This window comes from Shewanella sp. OMA3-2 (assembly GCF_021513195.1).
Classification (GTDB): domain Bacteria; phylum Pseudomonadota; class Gammaproteobacteria; order Enterobacterales; family Shewanellaceae; genus Shewanella.
This window is the reverse complement of sequence record NZ_CP090974.1, coordinates 3,053,093-3,074,143: the sequence shown is the minus strand read 5'-3', so window position 1 is coordinate 3,074,143 and position 21,051 is coordinate 3,053,093. Positions and strand designations below refer to the sequence as shown.

16 protein-coding genes, 1 tRNA gene and 4 pseudogenes are annotated in these 21,051 nt (G+C 40.7%); 16 read left to right on the top strand and 5 right to left on the bottom strand.

Going from position 1 to position 21,051, the window contains the following annotated elements; genetic code table 11:
* The first annotated feature begins 68 nt into the window (after positions 1-68).
* The 4 genes and pseudogenes from L0B17_RS13550 to L0B17_RS13535 all read left to right on the top strand — a co-directional run bounded on the left by L0B17_RS13550 (position 69) and on the right by L0B17_RS13535 (position 4,157).
* Positions 69-857, top strand: coding sequence for a segregation and condensation protein A (locus L0B17_RS13550; RefSeq protein WP_235085513.1), 789 nt, complete (start codon positions 69-71; stop codon positions 855-857).
* A 22-nt stretch (positions 858-879) separates the two neighbouring features.
* Positions 880-1,499: pseudogene (scpB, locus tag L0B17_RS13545) on the top strand (SMC-Scp complex subunit ScpB).
* A gap of 5 nt (positions 1,500-1,504) precedes the next feature.
* Complete coding sequence (gene rluB / locus L0B17_RS13540) at positions 1,505-2,377, top strand: 23S rRNA pseudouridine(2605) synthase RluB (RefSeq protein ID WP_235085512.1); 873 nt, start codon at positions 1,505-1,507, stop codon at positions 2,375-2,377.
* 1,694 nt (positions 2,378-4,071) lie between these two features.
* Positions 4,072-4,157 (top strand) — tRNA-Leu (locus tag L0B17_RS13535).
* A gap of 233 nt (positions 4,158-4,390) precedes the next feature.
* On the opposite strand, the gene L0B17_RS13530 is transcribed toward L0B17_RS13535, so the two are convergent.
* Together L0B17_RS13530 and L0B17_RS13525 are read right to left on the bottom strand one after the other, a co-directional pair.
* Positions 4,391-4,777 carry a DUF3301 domain-containing protein gene (locus L0B17_RS13530; protein WP_235085510.1) on the bottom strand — a complete coding sequence of 129 codons (387 nt, stop codon included), beginning with the start codon at positions 4,775-4,777 and terminating at the stop codon, positions 4,391-4,393.
* Positions 4,774-5,787 carry a DUF3549 family protein gene (locus tag L0B17_RS13525; protein ID WP_235085507.1) on the bottom strand — a complete coding sequence of 338 codons (1,014 nt, stop codon included), beginning with the start codon at positions 5,785-5,787 and terminating at the stop codon, positions 4,774-4,776. The genes L0B17_RS13530 and L0B17_RS13525 overlap by 4 nt, the downstream gene beginning before the upstream one ends.
* A 114-nt stretch (positions 5,788-5,901) precedes the next feature.
* Here L0B17_RS13525 and L0B17_RS13520 point away from each other — a divergent pair, with 114 nt between their 5' ends.
* The 5 genes and pseudogenes from L0B17_RS13520 (at position 5,902) to purU (ending at position 10,139) form a co-directional block, all read left to right on the top strand.
* Complete coding sequence (locus tag L0B17_RS13520; protein WP_235085506.1) at positions 5,902-6,204, top strand: YqcC family protein; 303 nt, start codon at positions 5,902-5,904, stop codon at positions 6,202-6,204.
* A 65-nt stretch (positions 6,205-6,269) separates the two neighbouring features.
* Positions 6,270-7,085 (top strand): tRNA pseudouridine(65) synthase TruC, encoded by an 816-nt coding sequence (gene truC, locus L0B17_RS13515; protein ID WP_235085504.1) that lies wholly within the window; start codon positions 6,270-6,272, stop codon positions 7,083-7,085.
* A 98-nt stretch (positions 7,086-7,183) separates the two neighbouring features.
* Positions 7,184-7,644: pseudogene (locus L0B17_RS13510) on the top strand (flavodoxin).
* 5 nt (positions 7,645-7,649) lie between these two features.
* The gene (locus L0B17_RS13505) at positions 7,650-9,089 is read left to right on the top strand and encodes a PTS transporter subunit EIIC (RefSeq protein WP_443019896.1); all 1,440 of its coding nucleotides are present in this window, start codon (positions 7,650-7,652) and stop codon (positions 9,087-9,089) included.
* A 165-nt stretch (positions 9,090-9,254) separates the two neighbouring features.
* Entirely contained in the window at positions 9,255-10,139 is an 885-nt protein-coding gene (gene purU / locus L0B17_RS13500; RefSeq protein WP_235085502.1) for a formyltetrahydrofolate deformylase, read from the top strand.
* Positions 10,140-10,291: 152 nt separating this feature from the next.
* Here purU and dapD read toward each other — a convergent pair whose 3' ends face one another.
* The 3 genes from dapD to map are packed head-to-tail and all read right to left on the bottom strand — an operon-like array spanning position 10,292 to position 14,536.
* On the bottom strand, positions 10,292-11,116 hold the full coding sequence (gene dapD, locus L0B17_RS13495) for a 2,3,4,5-tetrahydropyridine-2,6-dicarboxylate N-succinyltransferase (protein WP_235085501.1): 825 nt from the start codon (positions 11,114-11,116) through the stop codon (positions 10,292-10,294).
* A gap of 24 nt (positions 11,117-11,140) precedes the next feature.
* Entirely contained in the window at positions 11,141-13,714 is a 2,574-nt protein-coding gene (gene glnD / locus L0B17_RS13490; protein ID WP_235085499.1) for a bifunctional uridylyltransferase/uridylyl-removing protein GlnD, read from the bottom strand.
* 24 nt (positions 13,715-13,738) lie between these two features.
* The gene (gene map, locus L0B17_RS13485; RefSeq protein ID WP_235085498.1) at positions 13,739-14,536 is read right to left on the bottom strand and encodes a type I methionyl aminopeptidase; all 798 of its coding nucleotides are present in this window, start codon (positions 14,534-14,536) and stop codon (positions 13,739-13,741) included.
* Between the two features lie 355 nt (positions 14,537-14,891).
* Here map and rpsB point away from each other — a divergent pair, with 355 nt between their 5' ends.
* The 7 genes and pseudogenes from rpsB (at position 14,892) to ispC (ending at position 21,050) form a co-directional block, all read left to right on the top strand.
* On the top strand, positions 14,892-15,620 hold the full coding sequence (gene rpsB, locus L0B17_RS13480) for a 30S ribosomal protein S2 (protein WP_235085496.1): 729 nt from the start codon (positions 14,892-14,894) through the stop codon (positions 15,618-15,620).
* A 116-nt stretch (positions 15,621-15,736) separates the two neighbouring features.
* Positions 15,737-16,588 carry a translation elongation factor Ts gene (gene tsf / locus L0B17_RS13475; RefSeq protein ID WP_235085494.1) on the top strand — a complete coding sequence of 284 codons (852 nt, stop codon included), beginning with the start codon at positions 15,737-15,739 and terminating at the stop codon, positions 16,586-16,588.
* A gap of 70 nt (positions 16,589-16,658) precedes the next feature.
* Positions 16,659-17,404, top strand: a pseudogene (gene pyrH / locus L0B17_RS13470) (UMP kinase).
* Between the two features lie 123 nt (positions 17,405-17,527).
* Positions 17,528-18,070, top strand: a complete 543-nt coding sequence (gene frr, locus L0B17_RS13465) for a ribosome recycling factor (RefSeq protein WP_235089822.1) — start codon at positions 17,528-17,530, stop codon at positions 18,068-18,070.
* Between the two features lie 80 nt (positions 18,071-18,150).
* Positions 18,151-18,975, top strand: coding sequence for an isoprenyl transferase (locus L0B17_RS13460; RefSeq protein WP_235085493.1), 825 nt, complete (start codon positions 18,151-18,153; stop codon positions 18,973-18,975).
* A gap of 20 nt (positions 18,976-18,995) precedes the next feature.
* A pseudogene (locus tag L0B17_RS13455) lies at positions 18,996-19,854 on the top strand (phosphatidate cytidylyltransferase).
* A gap of 5 nt (positions 19,855-19,859) precedes the next feature.
* Positions 19,860-21,050 (top strand): 1-deoxy-D-xylulose-5-phosphate reductoisomerase, encoded by a 1,191-nt coding sequence (gene ispC / locus L0B17_RS13450; RefSeq protein WP_235085491.1) that lies wholly within the window; start codon positions 19,860-19,862, stop codon positions 21,048-21,050.
* Position 21,051: the final 1 nt, after the last annotated feature.

Below are 21,051 nucleotides of genomic sequence, written 5' to 3'. Positions count from 1 at the left end.
TCAGCCTCTCATTTTATTGGGCGAAAAAACAATCATTACTTATTAATAATCATAACAAACGGAGCGCTATGCAGGGTCATCAACAAAGCCTTCCATTAGCGATTGTTCGCGGTAAAGCGCTAGACGCTATGCCCATTGATTTATTTATTCCCCCTGAAGCATTAGAGGTATTTCTAGAGTCATTTGAAGGACCGTTAGATTTACTTTTATATTTAATTCGTAAGCAAAAGTTGGATGTGGTTGATTTACCCATTCAGCAAATCTCTCAGCAATATTTACTTTATATTGAAGTATTAACTGAGGCTAGAATTGAGCTGGCTGCTGATTATTTAGTTATGGCGGCAACGTTAGCTGAAATAAAATCACGTTTATTGTTACCCAAAATGGTCACAGAAAACGATGACGAGGAAGACCCTAGGGTTGTACTTATTCGTCAATTAAAAGCCTATGAAGTGATTAAACAGGCTGCACAAGATATTGATGAATTACCGCGGCTAGAGCGTGATGTGTTTCAAGTCAGTGCAGCGAAAGCGCCCAATATCAAACCTATTATTGTGCCACCCGATGTGACCTTGTTAGAATTAGCACGTGCATTTGGTGAGGTACTGAAACGTATTGATGCGAGCGAAGATCACCACGTAAAGCGCGAGCAGCTGTCTACTCGAGAGCGAATGAGCCAAATTTTAGCTAAGCTATCCAGTAATGAATACCTGCATTTTGAGCAGTTATTTGATTTTGAAGAAGGCCGTGCCGGTGTTGTGGTGAGTTTTTTAGCGCTAATGGAATTAATTAAAGAGTTATTAGTAGACGTGGTGCAGAACGAACCTTTTGCCACCATTTATATTAAAGCCAAGTAATGTTAAAGAAGCGTAAACCATGATGCAAATAAACCCGACTCAATTAAAGCAATTAATCGAAGCCAGTTTATTTGTATTAGCCAAGCCGATGACCATTAAAGCGTTGAAAGAAACTGTACTGGCAGATTTCAATGTGTCACGGGTGAAAATTAAAGCCGCTGTCGATGAATTACAGCAAGAATACCAAGAACGCGGTGTTCAACTGGTGCAAGTTGCTGGTGGATATCGTTTTCAAACTCAAGAAATACTCAGCCCTTTTTTACAGCCTCTGTGGCAAGAAAAAGCACCTAAGTATTCTCGTGCAACCATGGAAACCTTAGCCGTGATTGCCTATCGACAACCCGTTACCCGGGCGATATTGAACAAATAAGAGGTGTGGCGATCAGCAGTCACATCATAAAAAGTTTAGCTGATAGACATTGGATAAAAGTGGTCGGACATAAAGAGGTGCCGGGTAGACCAGCACTGTATGCAACCACCATAGATTTTTTATCTTATTTTGGCTTAAACAAGTTAGCTGATTTACCTGAGCTAAATGATATTGAGTCACTTCAAGCGATGTTTGAAAAAGCCCAACAGGCACCACAGAATGTGGAACAAACCTCGCAAGAGCAAGTCTCGAAAGAGCAAACTAAAGAGTAATACTAATGAGCGAAAAGTTGCAGAAAGTCTTGGCCCGTGCAGGCCATGGCTCCCGTCGTGAGATGGAGGCATGGATTGCTGCAGGCCGAGTTAGTATTGATGGTGAAATTGCTAATCTTGGCGATCGTGTTGAGGCAAGTGCTAAAATACGTATCGATGGACGTGCGATTGCATTAAAGTCAGTAGACGAAGTTATTTGTCGTGTGTTGGCGTACCACAAACCTGAAGGTGAAATTTGTTCGCGCAAAGACCCTGAAGGCCGTCCAACGGTGTTTGAACGTTTACCTAACATGCGTGACTCTCGCTGGGTTGCGGTTGGACGTTTAGATATTAACACCTCAGGTTTATTGTTATTTACCTCAGATGGTGAGTTAGCTAACCGCTTAATGCATCCATCGAATGAAGTTGAGCGTGAATATGCGGTGCGTACCTTTGGTGAAGTACCAGAGGCTGCGGTGCAACGTTTACGTACTGGCGTGACCTTAGAAGATGGCCCAGCCATGTTCGATAGTGTTAAACCTGCCGGCGGTGAAGGTATAAACCAGTGGTGGCATGTAACATTACGTGAAGGTCGTAACCGCGAGGTACGTCGTTTATGGGAATCACAAGAAATACAAGTAAGCCGCCTTATCCGTATTCGCTATGGCATGATTGAGTTACCTAAATCACTGCCACGTGGCGGTTGGTTAGAGCTTTCTTTAGATCAAGTGAACTATTTGCGTCAACTGGCTAGCTTAGAGGCTGAAACCCGTTCACTAATCGGCCACGATAAACACAGTGTTTCACGTTCTAAAGTGAAAAGTGCTAAAATTCGTCGTGCTGTGCGTAAAACGAAAGTGGTGGGTGGTAAAACTAAGCCTACACGTCAACGTAGCTAGAATATATCGCAGTAACACTATAAGAAGGCCGCTTAGCGGCCTTTTTTTATTGTGGTTTAGCTATTTACCTTAGCGTCGACATGTTGATAGAGGTTGAGTTATGCATAGGCACTGTCTTGCTAGTAGATAATTCTAAGCGATTGCGTGTTAGTGGATGATTTTTATCACATACTTTACATATAGTATAAAAAAGGCGTCGATAATATCGACGCCCAGCAGGTTTAACCTCTTCTCTTTCTAGGTTTTACTATTTCTATCGTATTTGATTCTTTTTTTACCTTACGTTTTTCTTTTAACGTCAACGCCGGTTTTTTCATTTCACTTTTAGACATGTTATCACCTATTAATAAATAATAATTTAATAAAATTTTTTAAAAGAATTAGTGAGCATATAAATAAAGCAAACTAATATCCCTCTTGGTTATCTGTTATTAATAAATTACATTGTTATATTTTAAAAATACGTTTAAACGTGTTTTTTAAGTGGCATCGTTTACTCTTTTTAAATGACCGAGTTAAAAATCAATCTATATGTACGAGTGAAATAATGCTTAAATAACAGGTTGCTTAAACTCACATTATTAATATGCGTTGCAAAATACACATGGAATGAGTATTGACTGCAAATTAAGTAAGTCAGTGCTATGTAATCTACAGAACAGATGGGCGCGGGGTTGCGCCCGCTTAAACGGGGAATTTTAGGGCGAAGCTCCCTAAAAAAATAATAGAATAAAATACAGGGATTAATGTTTTCATAAGCTCAATATAGCAGCTTAAATAATAACTTCAAGCCTGTCAGAAGGAATTTTCAAAAACAAATTTTTTTGTCTCAACTTAAATGGTGAGGTTGGCTATAAAGCCATGAATGGTCAGCATTTATAAATTAATTGTGTTGGGTTTTATTATTTGTTAAGTTGCAATATTTTAATTTTAAATTAATATTCATTGTTAATGGTGGTTATTTTTAATAAACCGGTTGGCGATAGTTTTATTGTATTTTAGACCCACGCTAGAAATAACTCCGCCATTTATGGGTGAAGTGAGAGTGAGAACATCTTTAAACAACATTTTGTTTTTAACGAGTTATTAAAACTTATAAAATGTTTCTTGCCGATTCGATTGATGGCGTTTATTTACTGTTAATTATGCTGCGCCCAAAAAATGTCAATACAGTTGCCCTGAACCTCTTAGGCGCGATCTTGCTACAAGCTGTAGGATTAACAATATCGACCCATATGTTGTCTTTCGTGAGTCATTGTTCTACTAAAGGTAGGCGTTAAAGTGGTAGAGCTTAAAGTGGTAGACGTTAAAGCTGAGCGCTACGATAGAAGTGCGCCTTGATAGCCATATCGTAAGGTAAAGGCAAGTAGGGTAATCATCTTTAGCGTATTTGGGATTAACTTGTCGTGTTATCTTTCTGCCTTCAACTCTCCATCCTTCACTATCCGTCTTCACCGCTCCACTATCTACTTAAAATCAATAAAGTAAGAATGAGTGTTTCATGCTGCACAGGCTCATTAATGGATAAAAACACTTCACTTTGTTGTTTTTTAAATCACTTGAATCGTTTAGTTAAAATTAATTGTTGCGAGATTTCAAAAAAACAGTAAAGTGTGCAGCAAGTTCAACGGCGCAACCTAAGCTGTTAAGTTGACAATAGATTCTACGAGTTGAAATTCAATTCGTCACAGTTTGCCCGAGTGGTGGAATCGGTAGACACAAGGGATTTAAAATCCCTCGCTGAATAAGCGTGCCAGTTCAAGTCTGGCCTCGGGTACCATTATTAAGCTTAATTTTGTATGTGAATATAAAGTTTAAGCGATGGATAAACAAGCCTCGACAATGCGTCGGGGCTTTTTTATGTTTGTGTGTTTTTAATCATACTTTCAATTTATTACTGGGCTATTCCAGTCGCAAGAATATTGACATTAGTACAAATAAAAATGCTATCGGTTAAGATAGCATTCTAGTTCATTTTGATGTGTTAGCTTACTAGGTTCATTTTAATTCTAACTAATGGCACTTACCTGAATCACAACTTGTTTTAGTGCCACAACCGCCAAACTTTCCTTTTGACATTGGCGCATCAAACCACTCAGGTTCAGGGAAAATAGGCCAGTCTATTTTAGTGACTCTTTTTCCATGCATATAAATATGCGCTTGGTATTGGTTTATCCCATCAGTGCTAAATTCAAACATAAACTTAGCTCGCCAGCATAAGCCCGTGTGCCCACCTAAACTTGGGCGTGCAGATTCCATAGCAATGGCAAGTAACTGCACTTTTTGTTTGCCACAAGCCTGTTCAGCGAAAATGCGGCTTAGTTCAGCCATATTGCGTAACTGCCAAAAGAAAGCCGCCGTGACAATCAGTGCTGCCATTATTAAAAAATCAGACATCATAGGCTTGTTGCCTTAAATAAACCGCCAATGGCGAGAGAGAGTTGTTCGCTGCGATCTGGATTACGTAAATCCGTTAGTAAAGCATTACGCAAGCTGGGTATGGCAACAATATCAGCAAAAACTTGATTAAAAAAGCTTTGTGGCTGTTTTGCCAGCGCTTCTAAAAAGAATTTGCGGGTGGTGTCATCTTTCAATGCTAACCAATTACGTGCCGCTATGGTGATCAGCATCGTTTCATCAAGTTGGTCTTGGGCATTTAATCTATGTATTGCCTGTTGACTGAGTTTTGTATTTGATGCCAATGCTTTTAAAAATAGCCCTTTATTTTCTACTGGGGACTGTTCCAATAATGTCACTAATACCTCAGCTAAGGGCGGTTCAATCACAAGGTGTTCAAAGCAGCTACATAATGCTGCCTGCATTTCTACAGGGGCAAGTGGTAATGTGTTGATAATATCTTGTTGGTGAGCAAATGATGACATTCTCACGCATACATCGGCCAAGCCTTGCATGCCAATTTGCTGCCATTGTTCGGATGGCATTTTCCTGGCAAGATACTGAGCTGCAGCTTCATATTGACTTGAAGCTTGCTCACCCAGTTGTTTTTTTACTAGCGCATTAAAAATGGCCAATTTATGTTGATTCGGTTTAAAGCTAAACGGATGGTTAGCCAGTTTCTGTTGCTGCTCATTTGTCAGTGTTTGGGTCGGATCCCGGCCTAATGCCTCTAAGATCATCTTAATGAATTGTTGCCTTGGTGCAGGAGAGAGTAATCCTTGCTCATCAAGAGCAAGCTTGATAAACCAAATATAAGGTTGCTGACTTTGTTGCCAAAAAACAATCGCAAACTGTGCATGGCCTTGAATGGGATAAGGGTAGGGGGTTACCAATGACTCAATTTGATGAAATGCCATCATATCTATATTTTGCACTCTTCGGCCTAAATCATAAACTTGGAATTGAGTGTTAGCTGTGGCAAGAAATTGGCTAAGGGTGGTGATTTCTGTCATGGGAACTCGCTATACAAAACGTGGCAATCTGTGGGTATTAATGGTGGCTAATGTTATCATATTCAACCTTTGCCATTGTCTTTGAGCGATTATTTTATGCTTTATGAAGCGAGTTTGACCTTTTTAGTAAAATTAGAGCTGCAGCTTAAGTTAACAGGCTTGTGGTCTCCATCGGTTCCTTCATCTATCGCGCTAGCGAGTAAGGCACCATTTGCATGCGATACCTTAGCATTTGAGCAATGGTTACAATTTATTTTTATCCCCAAAATGCAGCAATTAATCGACATGAGAAGCCCTTTGCCAGACCAGATGGCGATAGCGCCAATGGCACAGCAAGTGTGGCAAACTAAACCCGAAAAACAAGATGTTATTGTGCTATTGGAACAATTTGATCAACTGATAACTCACTCAAAATAGTATATATTTGCGACTACATAAGCGACCTAATAATGATGAGCGACCCAAACTTATATGATCTTTTAATGGCTGATATTGAGTCTGCCCCCGAGGATAATACTGATGTCAATGACGATGAAGCACAGCAAAGCCCGCCAGAATTAGATATTTTATTTGAAGATGAGCATATTGTCGCTATTCACAAGCCCGCAGGGCTGTTAGTGCATCGCAGCTACTTGGCACGAAAAGAACGTTTCTTTGCTATGCAACTTACGCGGGATCTGGTTGGTTGCCATGTTTTTCCGGTGCATCGTTTAGACCGCCCGACATCTGGCGTGTTGTTATTTGCCAAAAGCAGTGAATGCGCACGTAATTTATGTGAGCAATTTGAAAATCATACGGTGACAAAACGCTACTTGGCTTTAGTGCGCGGTAATATGCATGATGCTGGTGAGCTCGACTATGCTTTAAAGGTTGAACTTGATGATGTGGCAGACAAATTTGCGGCTGCAAATAAACCCGCTCAAGATGCTGTCACATCTTATCAACCCTTACTTAATAGTGAAATTCCTTTTAGCTCTGGTCGTTACCCAACCAGTCGTTTTGGATTGGTCAAACTTACCCCTAAAACGGGTAGGAAACATCAACTGCGTCGTCACCTGGCACATTTACGTCATCCTATTATTGGTGATACTACCCATGGCGATGGTAAACAAAATAAATTCGGTCGTGAACATTTTGGCGTTAACCGCTTATGGCTTATTGCCAAAAGCTTGCAATTTACTCACCCAATAACGGGTGAGAAAATGCACATAGAGACTGAGTTAGAACAAGAGTGGTTAGATCTTTTCAGTTTACTGGGGTGGAATGATTTGGATACTGAAGCCAGTATGCTTATTTAAATCCATCAATAAATCACACTTGCTACAAAGTGAATTTATACAGTATGTTAGCTATAATGTAATCGATTTTTAAATCATGGCATAAGAAGGAAAAAGTAGTGGCAAATGTTAATCTTGTTTTTGGTACTGTTTATGGTAGTGCGCAATTTACCGCTGAAACATTAGCAAAAAAAATTACAGCGATGGGTTTTACTACAAGTTTAAAACAACCGAGTGAACTAGCTGGATTTATTCCAGCAGAGTCCGATTATCTTATTATTGTTTGCTCAACCACAGGCCAGGGGATTTACCAGAAGATATTCAGCCTTGGTTTACCCAAATGAAATCAGCGGCGCCATATTTGCCTAAATTGAAATACAGTATAGTTGGCCTAGGTGATTCAAGTTATGACACCTTTTGTGGCGCGGCAAAGCAGTTTGATGAATTATTCACAGAATTGGGCGCACAGGCATTAACGCCAAGATTAGAAATCGATGCCACAGAAACTATGGAACCTGAGCTAGATGCTGTTGAATGGCTAACAACTTGGCAAGCTGCAGCTAATGCAGACATGTTATAGCTAACTTGTCTAAACACGTTATCACCCAGCAATGGTTTAAGTTCGCGCAGCGATTAAGCCAGGCTTTATTGATCCCGATTGCGATATTACCCGCTGCTGGTGTTATGTTGGGGATAACGGCTAATCCTTTACCCTTCATTCCTGAAGCGATTAATTTAATCTTTTCTTCGGTTGGACATCTTATTTTTACTATGATGCCACTGCTTTTTGCTATTTCGATTGCAATTGGATTTTGTAAAGATCAGGGGCTTGCCGCTTTTACCGCAGTATTTGGATTTGGGGTATTTATTTCAACCATGGGGGCGCTTAGCTCTCTTTATCAATTACCTTCAAGGCCGCTGTGGGGAATCGACACTATAGACACCGGCATTGCCGGCGGCATGTTAGTGGGGGCGATAACTTACATAGCGGTTAATGCAAGTGAAAAACTATCTCTACCGGCTATTTTTTCCTTTTTTGAAGGGCGGCGAAGTGCGCCCTTAATTATTTTGCCGCTAGCTATGATACTTGCCAGCTTACTTGCTTATGTTTGGCCGCCATTAGCCTTAAATATTGAGTTGTTATCTAATTGGGCCGTTTATCAAGACCCTTCCATAGCATTCGGACTATATGGTTTTGTAGAGCGTTTACTGATTCCATTGGGATTACATCATATATGGAATGCGCCATTTTATTTAGAGTTTGGCAATTTTTGGCATGATGGCCAATTAATACGTGGTGAAGTCGGCCGATATTTAGCCGGTGATCCAATGGCTGGTAATCTTGCGGGTGGCTATCTAATTAAAATGTGGGGATTGCCTGCAGCGGCATTAGCCATTTGGCGCTGTGCTGACAAAACTGAGCGAAATAGAGTCGCGGGTATTATGTTGTCCGCTGCTATGGCTAGTTGGTTGACGGGGGTTACTGAGCCCATTGAGTTTGCCTTTATGTTTGTGGCGCCTTTACTGTTTTTGGTACATGCTGTGTTGTCCGGCGTTGCTTATAATATTTGTATATTGCTAGATATTCACCATAGCATTGTGTTTTCCCATGGTTTAGTCGATTTTAGTTTGTTGTTTCCCCAATCCCGTAATAGTTATTGGTTTATGGTATTAGGTCCATTAACTGCGGTTGTATATTACAGCTTGTTTCGGATCAGTATTATTGGCTTCAATTTAAAAACTCCAGGTAGGTTAACGCCAACAAACGCGTTACCGCAACAAAAAGAAAGTTTAAGGGGGATGGTCGCAGGCTTAGGTGGACGAGATAATATTATTGATCTATCTGCATGTTTAACACGACTGCGAGTGAGTGTAAAAGATGCCAGGTTAATTGATAAGGCTCGCTTAATTCACCTGGGAGCAAAAGGTGTGGTCGTGGTTGGTAAAGGGGTACAAGTGGTCTATGGTACTAAAGCTGAAACCCTCAGGAAACTGTTACAGAAATACATAGATTCCCGTCGATAAATTTCATTTTAATAATATTTCATCAATTTTTATGCTCAATCTTTAGTACAGTTACATTTTGATGAGATATTTACTCAGTATCCGTATAAAAATTACCTAATGATGATTGATTAATGGCAGACTCGAGTAAAGTCAAATAAGTCATAAACTATAAGAGATCTATCCATGGGAATATCAACGCCTACAGCCAGCAACAATCATACCGTGCAACCTCCAGTGAGCAGAAAAATACTGATCATCGACTGTGCAGATGCCCAAGGGTTAATCGCAAAAATTTCGAGTGTATGTTTTGCTCATCACCTTAATGTCATTAAAAATACTGAGTTTGTTGACCATGCCCAAGGGCGGTTTTTTATGCGCACAGTATTGGATGGCAAAATTAATGATGCCGAATTTATCAGCGAATTAAAAGCCGTATTACCCGCTAAAAATCATCTAAAATTAGTCGATGCGGGTAAAAAACGTATTGTAGTGATGGTAACCAAAGAAGCACATTGTTTAGGTGATTTATTAATGAAGTCATATTACGGTGGTTTAGATGTTGAAATTGCTGCCGTGGTGGGTAATTACGATGTATTGCAAAATTTAACTGAAAAATTTGACATCCCTTTCCATTATGTTAGCCATGAAGGGCTTAATCGTGAAGAGCATGAGCAGGCAATGCTTGAGGTGATTAAGCCCTATGAAGCGGATTATCTTGTATTAGCGAAATATATGCGGGTGCTAACCCCTGAGTTTGTGACCCAATTTCCTGACCGAATTATTAATATTCACCATTCATTTTTACCAGCCTTTATTGGCGCTTCGCCCTATAAACAAGCTTGGGACCGTGGGGTTAAAATTATTGGTGCGACAGCCCACTTCGTCAATAACTGTTTAGATGAAGGACCGATTATTAAGCAAGATGTGATTTCTGTTGATCACAGTTACAGTGCTGAAGAGTTGGCTCATCAAGGCCGTGATGTTGAGAAAAGCGTACTCAGTAAAGCATTACAGTTAGTATTGAATGAACAAGTGGTTGTTTATGGTAATAAGACTGTCGTGTTCTAATTGGAAAAGAAGCTGTGAAAAATAAAAGTATTTAAAAAATCAAGCGGATATGTTTTATTGTTAAGTAGCCTCAACTAAGGTTAAGTATTAAAAAAGGCTCCTAAGAGCCTTTTTTGTTAACCAGCATTGAACATGCCAGTTGATGTTCTAGATTAATCTACGATACGTAACAACTCGTTAATGCCGACTTTACCACGGGTTTTAGCATCTACTTTTTTGACAATAATAGCGGCGTACAGGCTATAAGTGCCGCACTTTGATGGTAGGGTACCTGAAACGACTACAGAGCCTGCAGGAACTCGGCCGTAATGCACTTCACCGGTTTCACGATCAAAAATACGTGTGCTTTGACCAATGTAAACACCCATAGAAATCACACTGCCTTCTTCAACAATGACACCTTCAACAATTTCGCTGCGGGCACCAATAAAGCAGTTGTCTTCAATAATGGTTGGTCCTGCTTGTAATGGTTCGAGTACGCCACCTATGCCGACACCACCCGATAAGTGAACATTTTTACCGATTTGTGCACATGAACCTACGGTTGCCCAAGTATCAACCATAGTTCCTTCATCAACATAAGCACCTAAGTTAACGTAAGATGGCATTAACACAGTGTTTTTACCGATAAATGATCCTTTACGCACAGTCGCTGGCGGCACAACGCGAATAGCTTCTGCTTTAAAGCGAGCTTCATCATAGTCGGCAAACTTTTGTGGCACTTTATCAAAATATTTAGTATCACCGCCTTCTATAACACCGTTATCAAAAATACGGAATGATAATAACACTGCTTTTTTTAACCACTGATGAACATGCCATTCGCCATCGATTTTTTCAGCGACACGTGCTTGACCTTTATCAAGCATGTTTATCACTGTTTCTACGTCAGCACGTACACTTGGCTCTACTGTGCTAGGGGTGATAGTTTGACGTGCTTCAAATGCCGCCTCTATTCGTTGGCGTAATGCCTCCATGGAACTCTCCTAATATCATAGTAATTAATTAGATTGATTTAACGCTACATGTAGCGCATAAGATAAATTTTGTTGTTGCGTTTCATTTAGCGCTTGGCCAGCTTGTGTTTGTAAGATAAAAAAATCTTCTGCTCGCTCGCCAATGGTGGTGATCTTGGCTGCTAATAAAATGACTTCACAGCGATAAAAAATATCACCCACTTTTGCTAATAATCCAGGTGAATCAAGGGCGATTAGCTCCATCATACTGGTGTCTTGACGAATGCTAGGTAGAAAACTGACTTGCGTCGGCACATTAAAGGGCTTCATTATTCGTGCAAGTTTCCTAAATTTAGGTAATTTAGGGTTTTCGTTTGCAAGGGCTTTTTCAAGCGCCTTTCTGATACTCTGTATGCGGGATAGCTGTAAAATAGGCTCGCCATCTTGTTCTAAAATAACGAAGGTGTCTAGTGCAAAATTATCAATTGACGTCATGATATTTGCATCATGTACGTTGATGTTTTTATTATCTAATACAGTCATTACGGTGGCGAAGAGTTTGGGTCTATCTTTGCTGTAGACAAATAGTTCAGTGCCACCACGGGTGGTGTGTTTTGACATTAATACCAAAGGTTCATCTTGGTTATGTTTAAGAATGGCTTCGGTGTGCCATGCGACCTGATTGGGTTGATGGCGTAAAAAATATTCAGGTTTAAATCGACGCCATAATGCCTGCATATCTTTATCTTTTAAGCCGCGACGAAATAGTTCTTTCTGCGCTTTAGCCTGCACCTCATCAACTCTAGCTTGCTCATCTACTGGCTTTTCTTTACCTCTTGCCAGTACCCTTTGGGTCGAGAAGTATAAATCACGCAGTAAAGAGCCTTTCCAGTTATTCCAGGTTTTTTCATTGGTTGCGCAAATGTCAGCGACAGTTAAACAATACAAATAACTTAAATGCGCCGCATCGTATACTTTATCGGCAAAATCTGCCACTACGTCAGGGTCTGAAATATCACGTCTTTGTGCGGTTATCGACATTACTAAGTGATTTTCGACAAGCCAGGCAACTAAGCGTCCGTCATGATCATTTAAACCGTGCAGTTTACAAAAATCGAGCGCATCTTGTGCACCCAGTTTACTGTGATCGCCACCGCGGCCTTTGGCTATATCATGAAAGATAGCGCCTAATACTAATAAGCCTTTTTTGGGCAGTTGATTAATCAGTACAGCGCCTAGCGGGAATTCGTCTTTTTGTTCAGCCTGTGAGAAACGATCAATGTTAAGTAATAATCTATGGGTATGTTCATCCACTGTATAGGCATGAAATAGGTCAAATTGCATTTGTCCTTCAATGCTTCTCCAGGCCGGAAGGTACGATGATAAAATACCGTGTTTATGCATCATCGACAGCGCAATAATACCGCGAGGGTGTTTTAATATTTCCATAAACACTTTGCGACAAGCTGCACTAGCTTGCAGCGGGCCAGTTAAGCTGCGGCGAGCTTTTCTCAGTAAGCGTAATGTTGGTGCATAAATATTTTCAATATTCGAGTTTCTAATAGAATGCAGAAATAATCGTAAAATCTCTTCTGGATAGTGATTAAACAATTGATCATCTAAGACTTCTATGTAATGACCACGGCGTTGGTAGTTATCATTAATCTTTTGTATTTCAAGCGCTTTTATATGCCCCAGTGTTGCCCGTTTGAATAATTGTAACAGCATTTGATTCAACTCCATTATCCGCCTTACGGTGCGATAATAGCGTTTCATCATTTGCTCTACTGCCAACTGAGTGGCATCTTCATAACCCAGTAGGCTGGCAATTTGGCGTTGTAAGTCGAACAATAAGCGGTTTTCATTGCGATTAGCACTGATGTGCAGCGCAAAGCGAATTTCCCATAGATAATTTTGGCACTCGAGAAGCTCTTCTAGCTCTGATGGCTCAAGAAAATCGTGTTCAACTAATTCGGTTAGGTTGGCCGCGTCAAAATGGCGCATGGCTACCCAAGCAATGGTTTGAATATCTCTTAAACCACCAGGACAAGTTTTGATATTGGGTTCGAGGTCAAAGGCGCTGGCTTTTGAATGACGTAGAGTTTGCTCTTCTTTTTTTGCATTATAAAAATCAGCCGAAGGCCAAAAATCATCTAGGCGAATTCGTTGATACAAGGTGTCAAATAAAGTGGTATCGCCACACAGAAATCGTGCTTCAATCAGATTTGTGGCAATGGTAATGTCAGCTTTGCCTTGCTCGATTGTATGCGTAACTGTTCTAACACTGTGACCAATTTCAAGCCCTGCATCCCAAAGATAAGTTATCAGTGCACTGAGTTTAGCTTGGGTGTTTTGGCATATTTCGTCTTGTTCAACTAAAAACAATAAATCGACATCAGAATAAGGCAGTAGCTCACCCCGTCCGTATCCACCAACGGCAATTAATGTCATTGGATATTGGTTTAGTTGACAATCAATCCAGGCACTTTGGAGTAAGTTATCGATAAATGCGCTGCGTTGACTAACAATGTCTGCGATAGGGTGCTTCGCTTTATATTGCTCAACTAAGCGCTGGTTAAGTTCAAGTAAAGTATTTTTTGCTGCCAGCGCGGTATTCATCGATATCCTTGACTGATTTAAGAGTTAAAAGTTAATGATTCTCGGAAAGTCTTCTTCTTCACGTAAGGTAAGCACTTCAACACCCGTTTCAGTTACAAGTAGCGTATGTTCCCACTGCGCCGAATTTTTACCATCTGAGGTAGTAACGGTCCAGTTGTCATTTTTATCTAATATCGATGTGTGGCGGCCTGCGTTGATCATCGGCTCAATAGTGAAACACATTCCAGGTTTAATCACGGTTTTGTCATTATTTTTATAATGAACAACCTGTGGCTCTTCATGGAAGCCTGAACCAATGCCGTGACCACAATAATCTTGTACGATGGAATACTTATCAAGCCCTGATTTACTCGCTTTGATGAATTTTTCGATACAGGTGCCAATTTCGCCTAATTTTGCACCAGGACGGACTTTACGGATAGCAAGGTAAAGACTTTCTTGTGCAATACGGCATAAGCGTTTGTCTTTAGGGCTAACGTCACCAATTAAAAACATTTTTGACGTATCGCCATGATAGCCATCTTTTATTACCGTGATATCAATATTTAAAATATCACCGTCTTTTAATACGTAATCAGAAGGGATGCCATGACAAATAGTATCATTGACTGAAGTGCAAATAGATTTAGGAAAACCATGATAATTCAACGGCGCAGAAATGGCTCCTTGCTCTTCAGTATATTGAGCGCAAATGGCATTTAATTGATCCGTTGTCGCACCTACAACCACGTGTGGCACGATCATTTCCAGTACTTGGGCCGCAAGTTTACCTGCAGCACGCATTTTTTCAATTTCGTCGGCATTTTTAATCACAATACTCATGGATCTTCTCTTGGTTTTTAACGTTCAAAAAAGGCACGTTTTTAGTCATCAATTACATGTAAAAATTTGTGTTTGATAGCTGTTTATGGTATAAAGCGCGCCGTTATGTATAAGATCGTGTTTGCTGTTTGTCGAACCTTGTAGAATAAATATCCACTTTAGGGTGGCTAAAATACTCCCTGTTTCTACAAACTGTCAAAATTTGCGGCTATTATACATGGCAATTAACTTAAATACTAAATCACACACGTATCGGCACATTTTTCGGGGTGCTCTTAAAGCCTAATAGGTTGCTAAGGGTCGAGAAATGGGATGCGTGGAGGTCTAACCCCTTTATTACATTAAGGTATATAAAATGACTACAGTTACAATGCGCGAAATGCTTCAAGCTGGTGTTCACTTCGGTCACCAAACACGTTACTGGAACCCAAAGATGAAGCCTTTCATCTTCGGTGCTCGCAACGGTGTACACATCATCAACCTTGAGCACACTGTACCAATGTTCAATGAAGCTTTAGCTTTCATTAGCAATGTTGCTTCTAAGAAAGGTAAGATTTTATTCGTAGGTACTAAGCGCGCTGCTGGCGAAGCTATTAAAGAATCTGCTATTTCTTGTGACCAGTACTATGTTGATCACCGTTGGTTAGGCGGCATGTTAACCAACTGGAAAACTGTTCGTCAGTCAATCAAGCGTCTTAAAGAGCTAGAAAGCCAATCTATCGATGGTACTTTCGACAAGCTAACTAAGAAAGAAGCGTTAATGCGCTCACGCGAGTTAGACAAGTTAGAAAAATCTTTAGGCGGAATTAAAAACATGGGCGGCTTACCTGACGTATTATTCGTTATCGGTGCTGACCATGAGCATATCGCTATTAAAGAAGCAAACAACCTAGGTATCCCAGTTGTTGCAGTTGTTGATACTAACTCTGCACCAGATGGCGTTAACTATATCGTTCCTGGTAACGATGATGCGATGCGTGCAATTCGTTTGTACACTTCATCTGTTGCTGCTGCCGCTAACTCAGGCCGTGGTCAAGATATCGCTGTTCAAGCTGAACAAGACGGTTTCGTAGAAGCTGTTTAATAAGGTGAGATGGTTAACCATCCCCCTTATTTGCCAATAAAAAATTGGTGAACAGGGGCCTAATGGCCCCTGTTTTATAATGTAAAATTAGACCAACTAAATTAGAGGATTTAACAATGGCGATTACTGCTGCCCAAGTTAAAGAACTTCGTGACCGCACTGGCGCTGGCATGATGGACTGTAAGAATGCACTGACTGAAACTGACGGTGACATCGAACTAGCGATTGATAATATGCGTAAAAGTGGCGCTGCCAAAGCTGCTAAAAAAGCGGGTAACATCGCTGCTGACGGTACTATTCTAATTAAGAATGGTGAAGGTTTCGCTGCGCTATTAGAAGTTAACTGTCAAACTGACTTCGTTGCAAAAGATTCAAACTTCCTAGGATTTGCTAACGCAGTACTAGATGTTGCTGCTGCATCAAAAGTGACCATCGAAGACTTAAAAGCACAGTTTGAAGAGACTCGTGTTGCACTTGTGACTAAAATTGGTGAAAACATCAACATTCGTCGCGTTGAGTACATCGATGGTGCTAACTTAGCTTCTTACCGCCATGGCGACCGTATCGGTGTTGTGGTTACTGGTGAAGCTGATGAAGAAACCTTAAAGCACATCGCAATGCACGTTGCTGCTTCTAAGCCTGAATTCGTTAACCCTGAAGATGTACCTGCAGAACTTGTTGAAAGAGAACAAGCTCTACAAGTAGAAATCGCGATGAACGAAGGCAAGCCACAAGAAATCGCTGAGAAGATGGTTGTTGGTCGTATGAAGAAGTTTACTGGTGAGATCTCTCTTACTGGTCAAGCTTACATCATGGAACCAAAGAAAACTGTTGGTGAAATTCTTAAAGAGAAAAAAGCCACAGTAACTAACTTCATTCGTTTAGAAGTGGGTGAAGGTATCGAGAAGAAGCAAGAAGATTTTGCTGCTGAAGTAGCTGCACAAATCGCTGCAACTAAAAAGGCGTAATCGCTTTTCTCTCTAAATACCCTAAGACCGCAGCAATCGCTGCGGTCTTGTTATGATCAGGATAAAAATTATGAGCACCAATCCAAAACCTGCGTTTAGACGTATTCTGCTTAAATTAAGCGGTGAAGCATTAATGGGCGAAGAAGGCTTCGGCATCGACCCTAAAGTACTTGATCGTATGGCTCAAGAAGTAAAAGAGCTAGTTGAGTTAGGTATTCAAGTTGGTGTGGTCATTGGTGGTGGTAATCTGTTCCGTGGTGAAGGTCTTGCGCAAGCAGGCATGAACCGTGTAGTAGGTGATCACATGGGAATGCTAGCGACGGTAATGAATGGTTTAGCGATGCGTGATGCGCTGCACCGTGCCTATGTTAATGCACGTCTCATGTCAGCCATTCCGTTAAAGGGTGTTTGTGATGATTACAACTGGGCAGAGGCGATTAGTTTGCTTAAATCTGGCCGGTAGTGATTTTTGCCGCAGGTACGGGTAATCCATTTTGCACCACAGATTCAGCAGCCTGCTTACGCGGTATTGAAATTGAAGCTGAAGTAGTATTAAAAGGGACTAAAGTAGATGGTGTTTACTCTGCTGACCCGATGAAAAACCCTGAAGCGGTTAAGTACGACACGCTCACTTATGCTGAAGTATTAGAGTCTGAATTTAAGATAATGGACCTTGCTGCATTTACAATGGCGCGTGATCACGATATACCTATTTTAGTGTTTAACATGAACAAACCTGGCGCACTTAGACGTGTGATTATGGGCGAAGGTGAAGGCACTATTATTAGCAGTCAAAAAAATAGTAGTCCAAAATAACATTCATTATTGCATTAAATAAAGTGCAATCCCTATTTGAGCTGATCTACTGTCTGTGTCATTCTTTATCTATCAGCTCAAAAAAATTTTGTGAAAAAGGAAATTATTGTGATTGAGACAATTATGTTAGATGCGCAAGAGCGCATGGGAAAATGTGTTGATGCAAGTAAAAATCAAATGGCGAAAGTGCGTACAGGTCGTGCACACCCGAGCCTTTTAGATTCAATTCAAGTATCTTACTACGGTACAATGACCCCTCTTAAGCAAGTGGCGAACATAGGTATTGAAGATTCTCGCACGCTTAACGTGACAGTGTTTGATCAAACATTGGTTCAAGCGGTAGAGAAGGCTATTATGTCTTCTGATTTGGGTTTAAATCCAATGACAGCGGGTACGTCAATGCGTATACCACTTCCAGCGCTAACTGAAGAACGTCGTAAAGACTTCATTAAAGTGGTTCGCAACGAAGCTGAAAATGGCCGTATTGCTATCCGTAACGTGCGTCGTGACGCTATTACAGAAGTTAAAAAGCTTGAAAAAGCCAAAGACTGTACTGAAGATGATGTACGTCGTAGTGAAGATAGTGTCCAAAAGTTTACCGATACTGCTATCAAGCAGGTTGATCAACTTTTAGCCGCTAAAGAAAAAGAGCTAATGGAAGTTTAAACTTCAGCGTTCAACGCTAGAGTTAATACGCCGTGTAAGTGTATACTACACGGCGTTTGTTTTTTATAGGGTTGTTGTTAATGTCATCTACAAATGATTATGGATCAGGTATTGCTTCCCCTTCTGACTTAGCTTCATCAGAATGTTTACCTGGACAATTATCTGACATCGTTAGGCAGTCTTTGCCTAAACACGTTGCTATCATTATGGATGGCAATGGACGTTGGGCGCAAAATAAAGGTATGCCAAGAGTCGTAGGCCATAAAGCAGGCGTTAAAGCAGTAAGACGCATAGTAAGTGCAGCGAGTCAGTTGGGAATAGCGTCGCTGACTTTATTCGCCTTTTCAAGTGAAAATTGGCGCAGACCCGATAAAGAAGTCAGCTTGTTGATGGAGCTTTTTTTCAGTGTGTTACAACGTGAAATTAAACGTCTGGACAAAAACCAAGTTAGACTAAATATTATTGGTGATATCAGTCGATTCTCTGCTAGATTGCAAACTCAAATTGCACAAGCTCAAGACAAAACTGCACATAACACTGGTCTTATCTTAAATGTTGCAGCTAACTACGGCGGACGTTGGGATATTATGCAGGCTGCTCAAAAATTGGCCAAAAAGGTCGAGAGTGGCGAAATCAGCAGCAGTCAGATGACTGAAGAGGCATTAAATCAACATTTGTGCATGCAAAATCAAAGCGAAGTTGATTTAATGATAAGAACGGGCGGTGATTACCGCATCAGTAATTTTATTTTATGGCAGGCCGCCTATGCTGAATTAGTGTTTACTGAAACACTGTGGCCTGATTTTGATGAGAAAGCTTTTCATCATGCACTGGCAATGTTTGCCAGCCGCCAGCGTCGCTTTGGTTTGACCAGGAGTCAAATCGAAGAAATACGTACGCTATAATTTTAAAAAGGATTATTTTTTTGCTAAAACAACGAATAATAACAGCACTTTGTTTAATCCCACTTGTATTGGCCGGTATTTTCTGGGTACCTACGGTTTATTTTGCGTGGTGTTTAGTTCCTATCTTTGCGATTGCAGCAAAAGAGTGGGGTCGATTTATTGATAAAGAATGTCATGTTACCCAATGGTCATTTACTGTGACCGTGACCATTTTATTGGTTGTCATTAATGTGATGTTCCCTGCCGATAGTCTTTGGTTTAAAGGTCATATTAACCCAATGTTTTTAGCTATTATCAGCATTGGTGTTGTCTGGTGGGTGTGCAGTACCATATTGGTGTTTAGTTTTCCTAAAAGCGCTAAGTTTTGGCGCGATAGCCACATGTTTAAATCTATGTTTGGCCAATTAACGCTGATCCCTTGCTTTGTGTCTTTAATTGCTCTCAAATCATTAAGCAGTCATGCAGACCCTTATTTTGGTGGTTGGTTAGTGTTTATTGTTATGTTAGTGGTGTGGGCAACCGACACTGGTGCTTATTTTGCTGGGCGTACTTTAGGTAAACATAAGTTGATGCCAAGTGTTAGTCCAGCGAAAACCTTAGAGGGCTTAGCGGGCGGATTACTAACCACTATGTTAATTGTTGCCGCAGTGATGTATGTCTCTCCAGAGCAAGAAGTGGGACTGTTAGTTGTAGTAACAATCATTACAGCATTAGCTTCTGCGTTTGGTGATTTGTCAGAAAGTATGTTTAAACGTGTGGCAGAAATTAAAGATTCGGGCAGCATATTGCCAGGGTCACGGTGGCATTCTCGATAGAATTGATAGCTTAACCGCCGCTTTACCTGTATTTACGCTTATTTACATTGCGATGTGGATGTAATCTTGATGCAAAATATGGTTATCCTTGGCGCAACAGGATCAATTGGCGCAAGTACGTTAAGTGTCATTGGAGCAAACCCTGATAAGTTTCGTGTTTACGCCTTGGTTGCCAATACTAGCGTCGAGAAAATGCATGCTTTATGTGTGACTCACCAGCCTGTTTATGCTCATATGGTTAATGAGCAGGCTGCGGTAAAACTTAAAGCATCTTTACCGGCTTGTTGTAAAACGATTGTGACCACCTCAGAGCAAGATTTGATTGGTTTGGTAACAAGCCATGAAGTGCATACTGTAATGGCTGCCATCGTTGGTGCTGCAGGGTTAGTATCAACCTTTGCCGCAGTAAAAGCGGGTAAAAGAGTGTTACTAGCCAATAAAGAAGCGCTAGTTATGTCTGGTGAGCTTTTCATGCATACCGCAAAGACATCAGGTGCAACCATCTTACCTGTAGACAGTGAACATAATGCTATTTTTCAATGCATGCCTGAAGCTGTTCAAGCGAATTTAGGTTATTGTGATATTGCTGCTGAAGGGATCTCGCATATTTTACTAACAGGTTCTGGTGGTCCATTTTTAACCGCCGATTTAGCATCATTCTCCCAGATGACTCCTGATCAAGCTTGTAATCATCCTAATTGGTCTATGGGACGTAAAATTTCCGTTGATTCTGCTTCGATGATGAATAAAGGGTTAGAGTATATCGAAGCACGTTGGTTGTTTAATACTCAGCCTGAACAGTTAAAAGTCGTCATCCATCCTCAAAGCGTTATTCATTCAATGGTGCAATATAAAGATGGTTCAGTTATCGCACAGATGGGTAATCCTGATATGCGTACGCCGATTGCTCATTGTATGAGCTATCCGCAAAGAATTACGGCCGGAGTTGAACCTTTAGATTTTTTCAAAGTCGGACAGTTAAGCTTCTTTGAGGCTGACTTTAATCGTTTCCCTTGTTTGAAGTTAGCAATCGAAGCATGCAAACAAGGTCAAGAGTCGACAACAGTATTAAATGCCGCTAATGAAGTTGCGGTAGACGCCTTTTTACAGGGGCGAATTAAATTTACGGATATTGCAATAATAAATGAACAATGCCTTGTTTCAGTCAGTCCAACGGCATTGAATTCAATTGAAGATATTATTCGCTTAGACGGCGAAGCAAGACAGCAAGCGATATTAACGATTAAAACCTTGGTGTGAT

Bases quoted from the DNA above. Each gene is read 5' to 3' on its own strand.
- rpsB (WP_235085496.1), top strand. From the start codon at position 14,892: ATGACTACAGTTACAATGCGCGAAATGCTTCAAGCTGGTGTTCACTTC.
- rluB (WP_235085512.1), top strand. From the start codon at position 1,505: ATGAGCGAAAAGTTGCAGAAAGTCTTGGCCCGTGCAGGCCATGGCTCC.
- L0B17_RS13460 (WP_235085493.1), top strand. From the start codon at position 18,151: ATGTCATCTACAAATGATTATGGATCAGGTATTGCTTCCCCTTCTGAC.
- frr (WP_235089822.1), top strand. From the start codon at position 17,528: ATGTTAGATGCGCAAGAGCGCATGGGAAAATGTGTTGATGCAAGTAAA.
- glnD (WP_235085499.1), bottom strand. From the start codon at position 13,714: ATGAATACCGCGCTGGCAGCAAAAAATACTTTACTTGAACTTAACCAG.
- purU (WP_235085502.1), top strand. From the start codon at position 9,255: ATGGGAATATCAACGCCTACAGCCAGCAACAATCATACCGTGCAACCT.
- map (WP_235085498.1), bottom strand. From the start codon at position 14,536: ATGAGTATTGTGATTAAAAATGCCGACGAAATTGAAAAAATGCGTGCT.
- ispC (WP_235085491.1), top strand. From the start codon at position 19,860: ATGCAAAATATGGTTATCCTTGGCGCAACAGGATCAATTGGCGCAAGT.
- L0B17_RS13525 (WP_235085507.1), bottom strand. From the start codon at position 5,787: ATGACAGAAATCACCACCCTTAGCCAATTTCTTGCCACAGCTAACACT.
- truC (WP_235085504.1), top strand. From the start codon at position 6,270: ATGGCTGATATTGAGTCTGCCCCCGAGGATAATACTGATGTCAATGAC.
- dapD (WP_235085501.1), bottom strand. From the start codon at position 11,116: ATGGAGGCATTACGCCAACGAATAGAGGCGGCATTTGAAGCACGTCAA.
- tsf (WP_235085494.1), top strand. From the start codon at position 15,737: ATGGCGATTACTGCTGCCCAAGTTAAAGAACTTCGTGACCGCACTGGC.
- L0B17_RS13550 (WP_235085513.1), top strand. From the start codon at position 69: ATGCAGGGTCATCAACAAAGCCTTCCATTAGCGATTGTTCGCGGTAAA.
- L0B17_RS13530 (WP_235085510.1), bottom strand. From the start codon at position 4,777: ATGATGTCTGATTTTTTAATAATGGCAGCACTGATTGTCACGGCGGCT.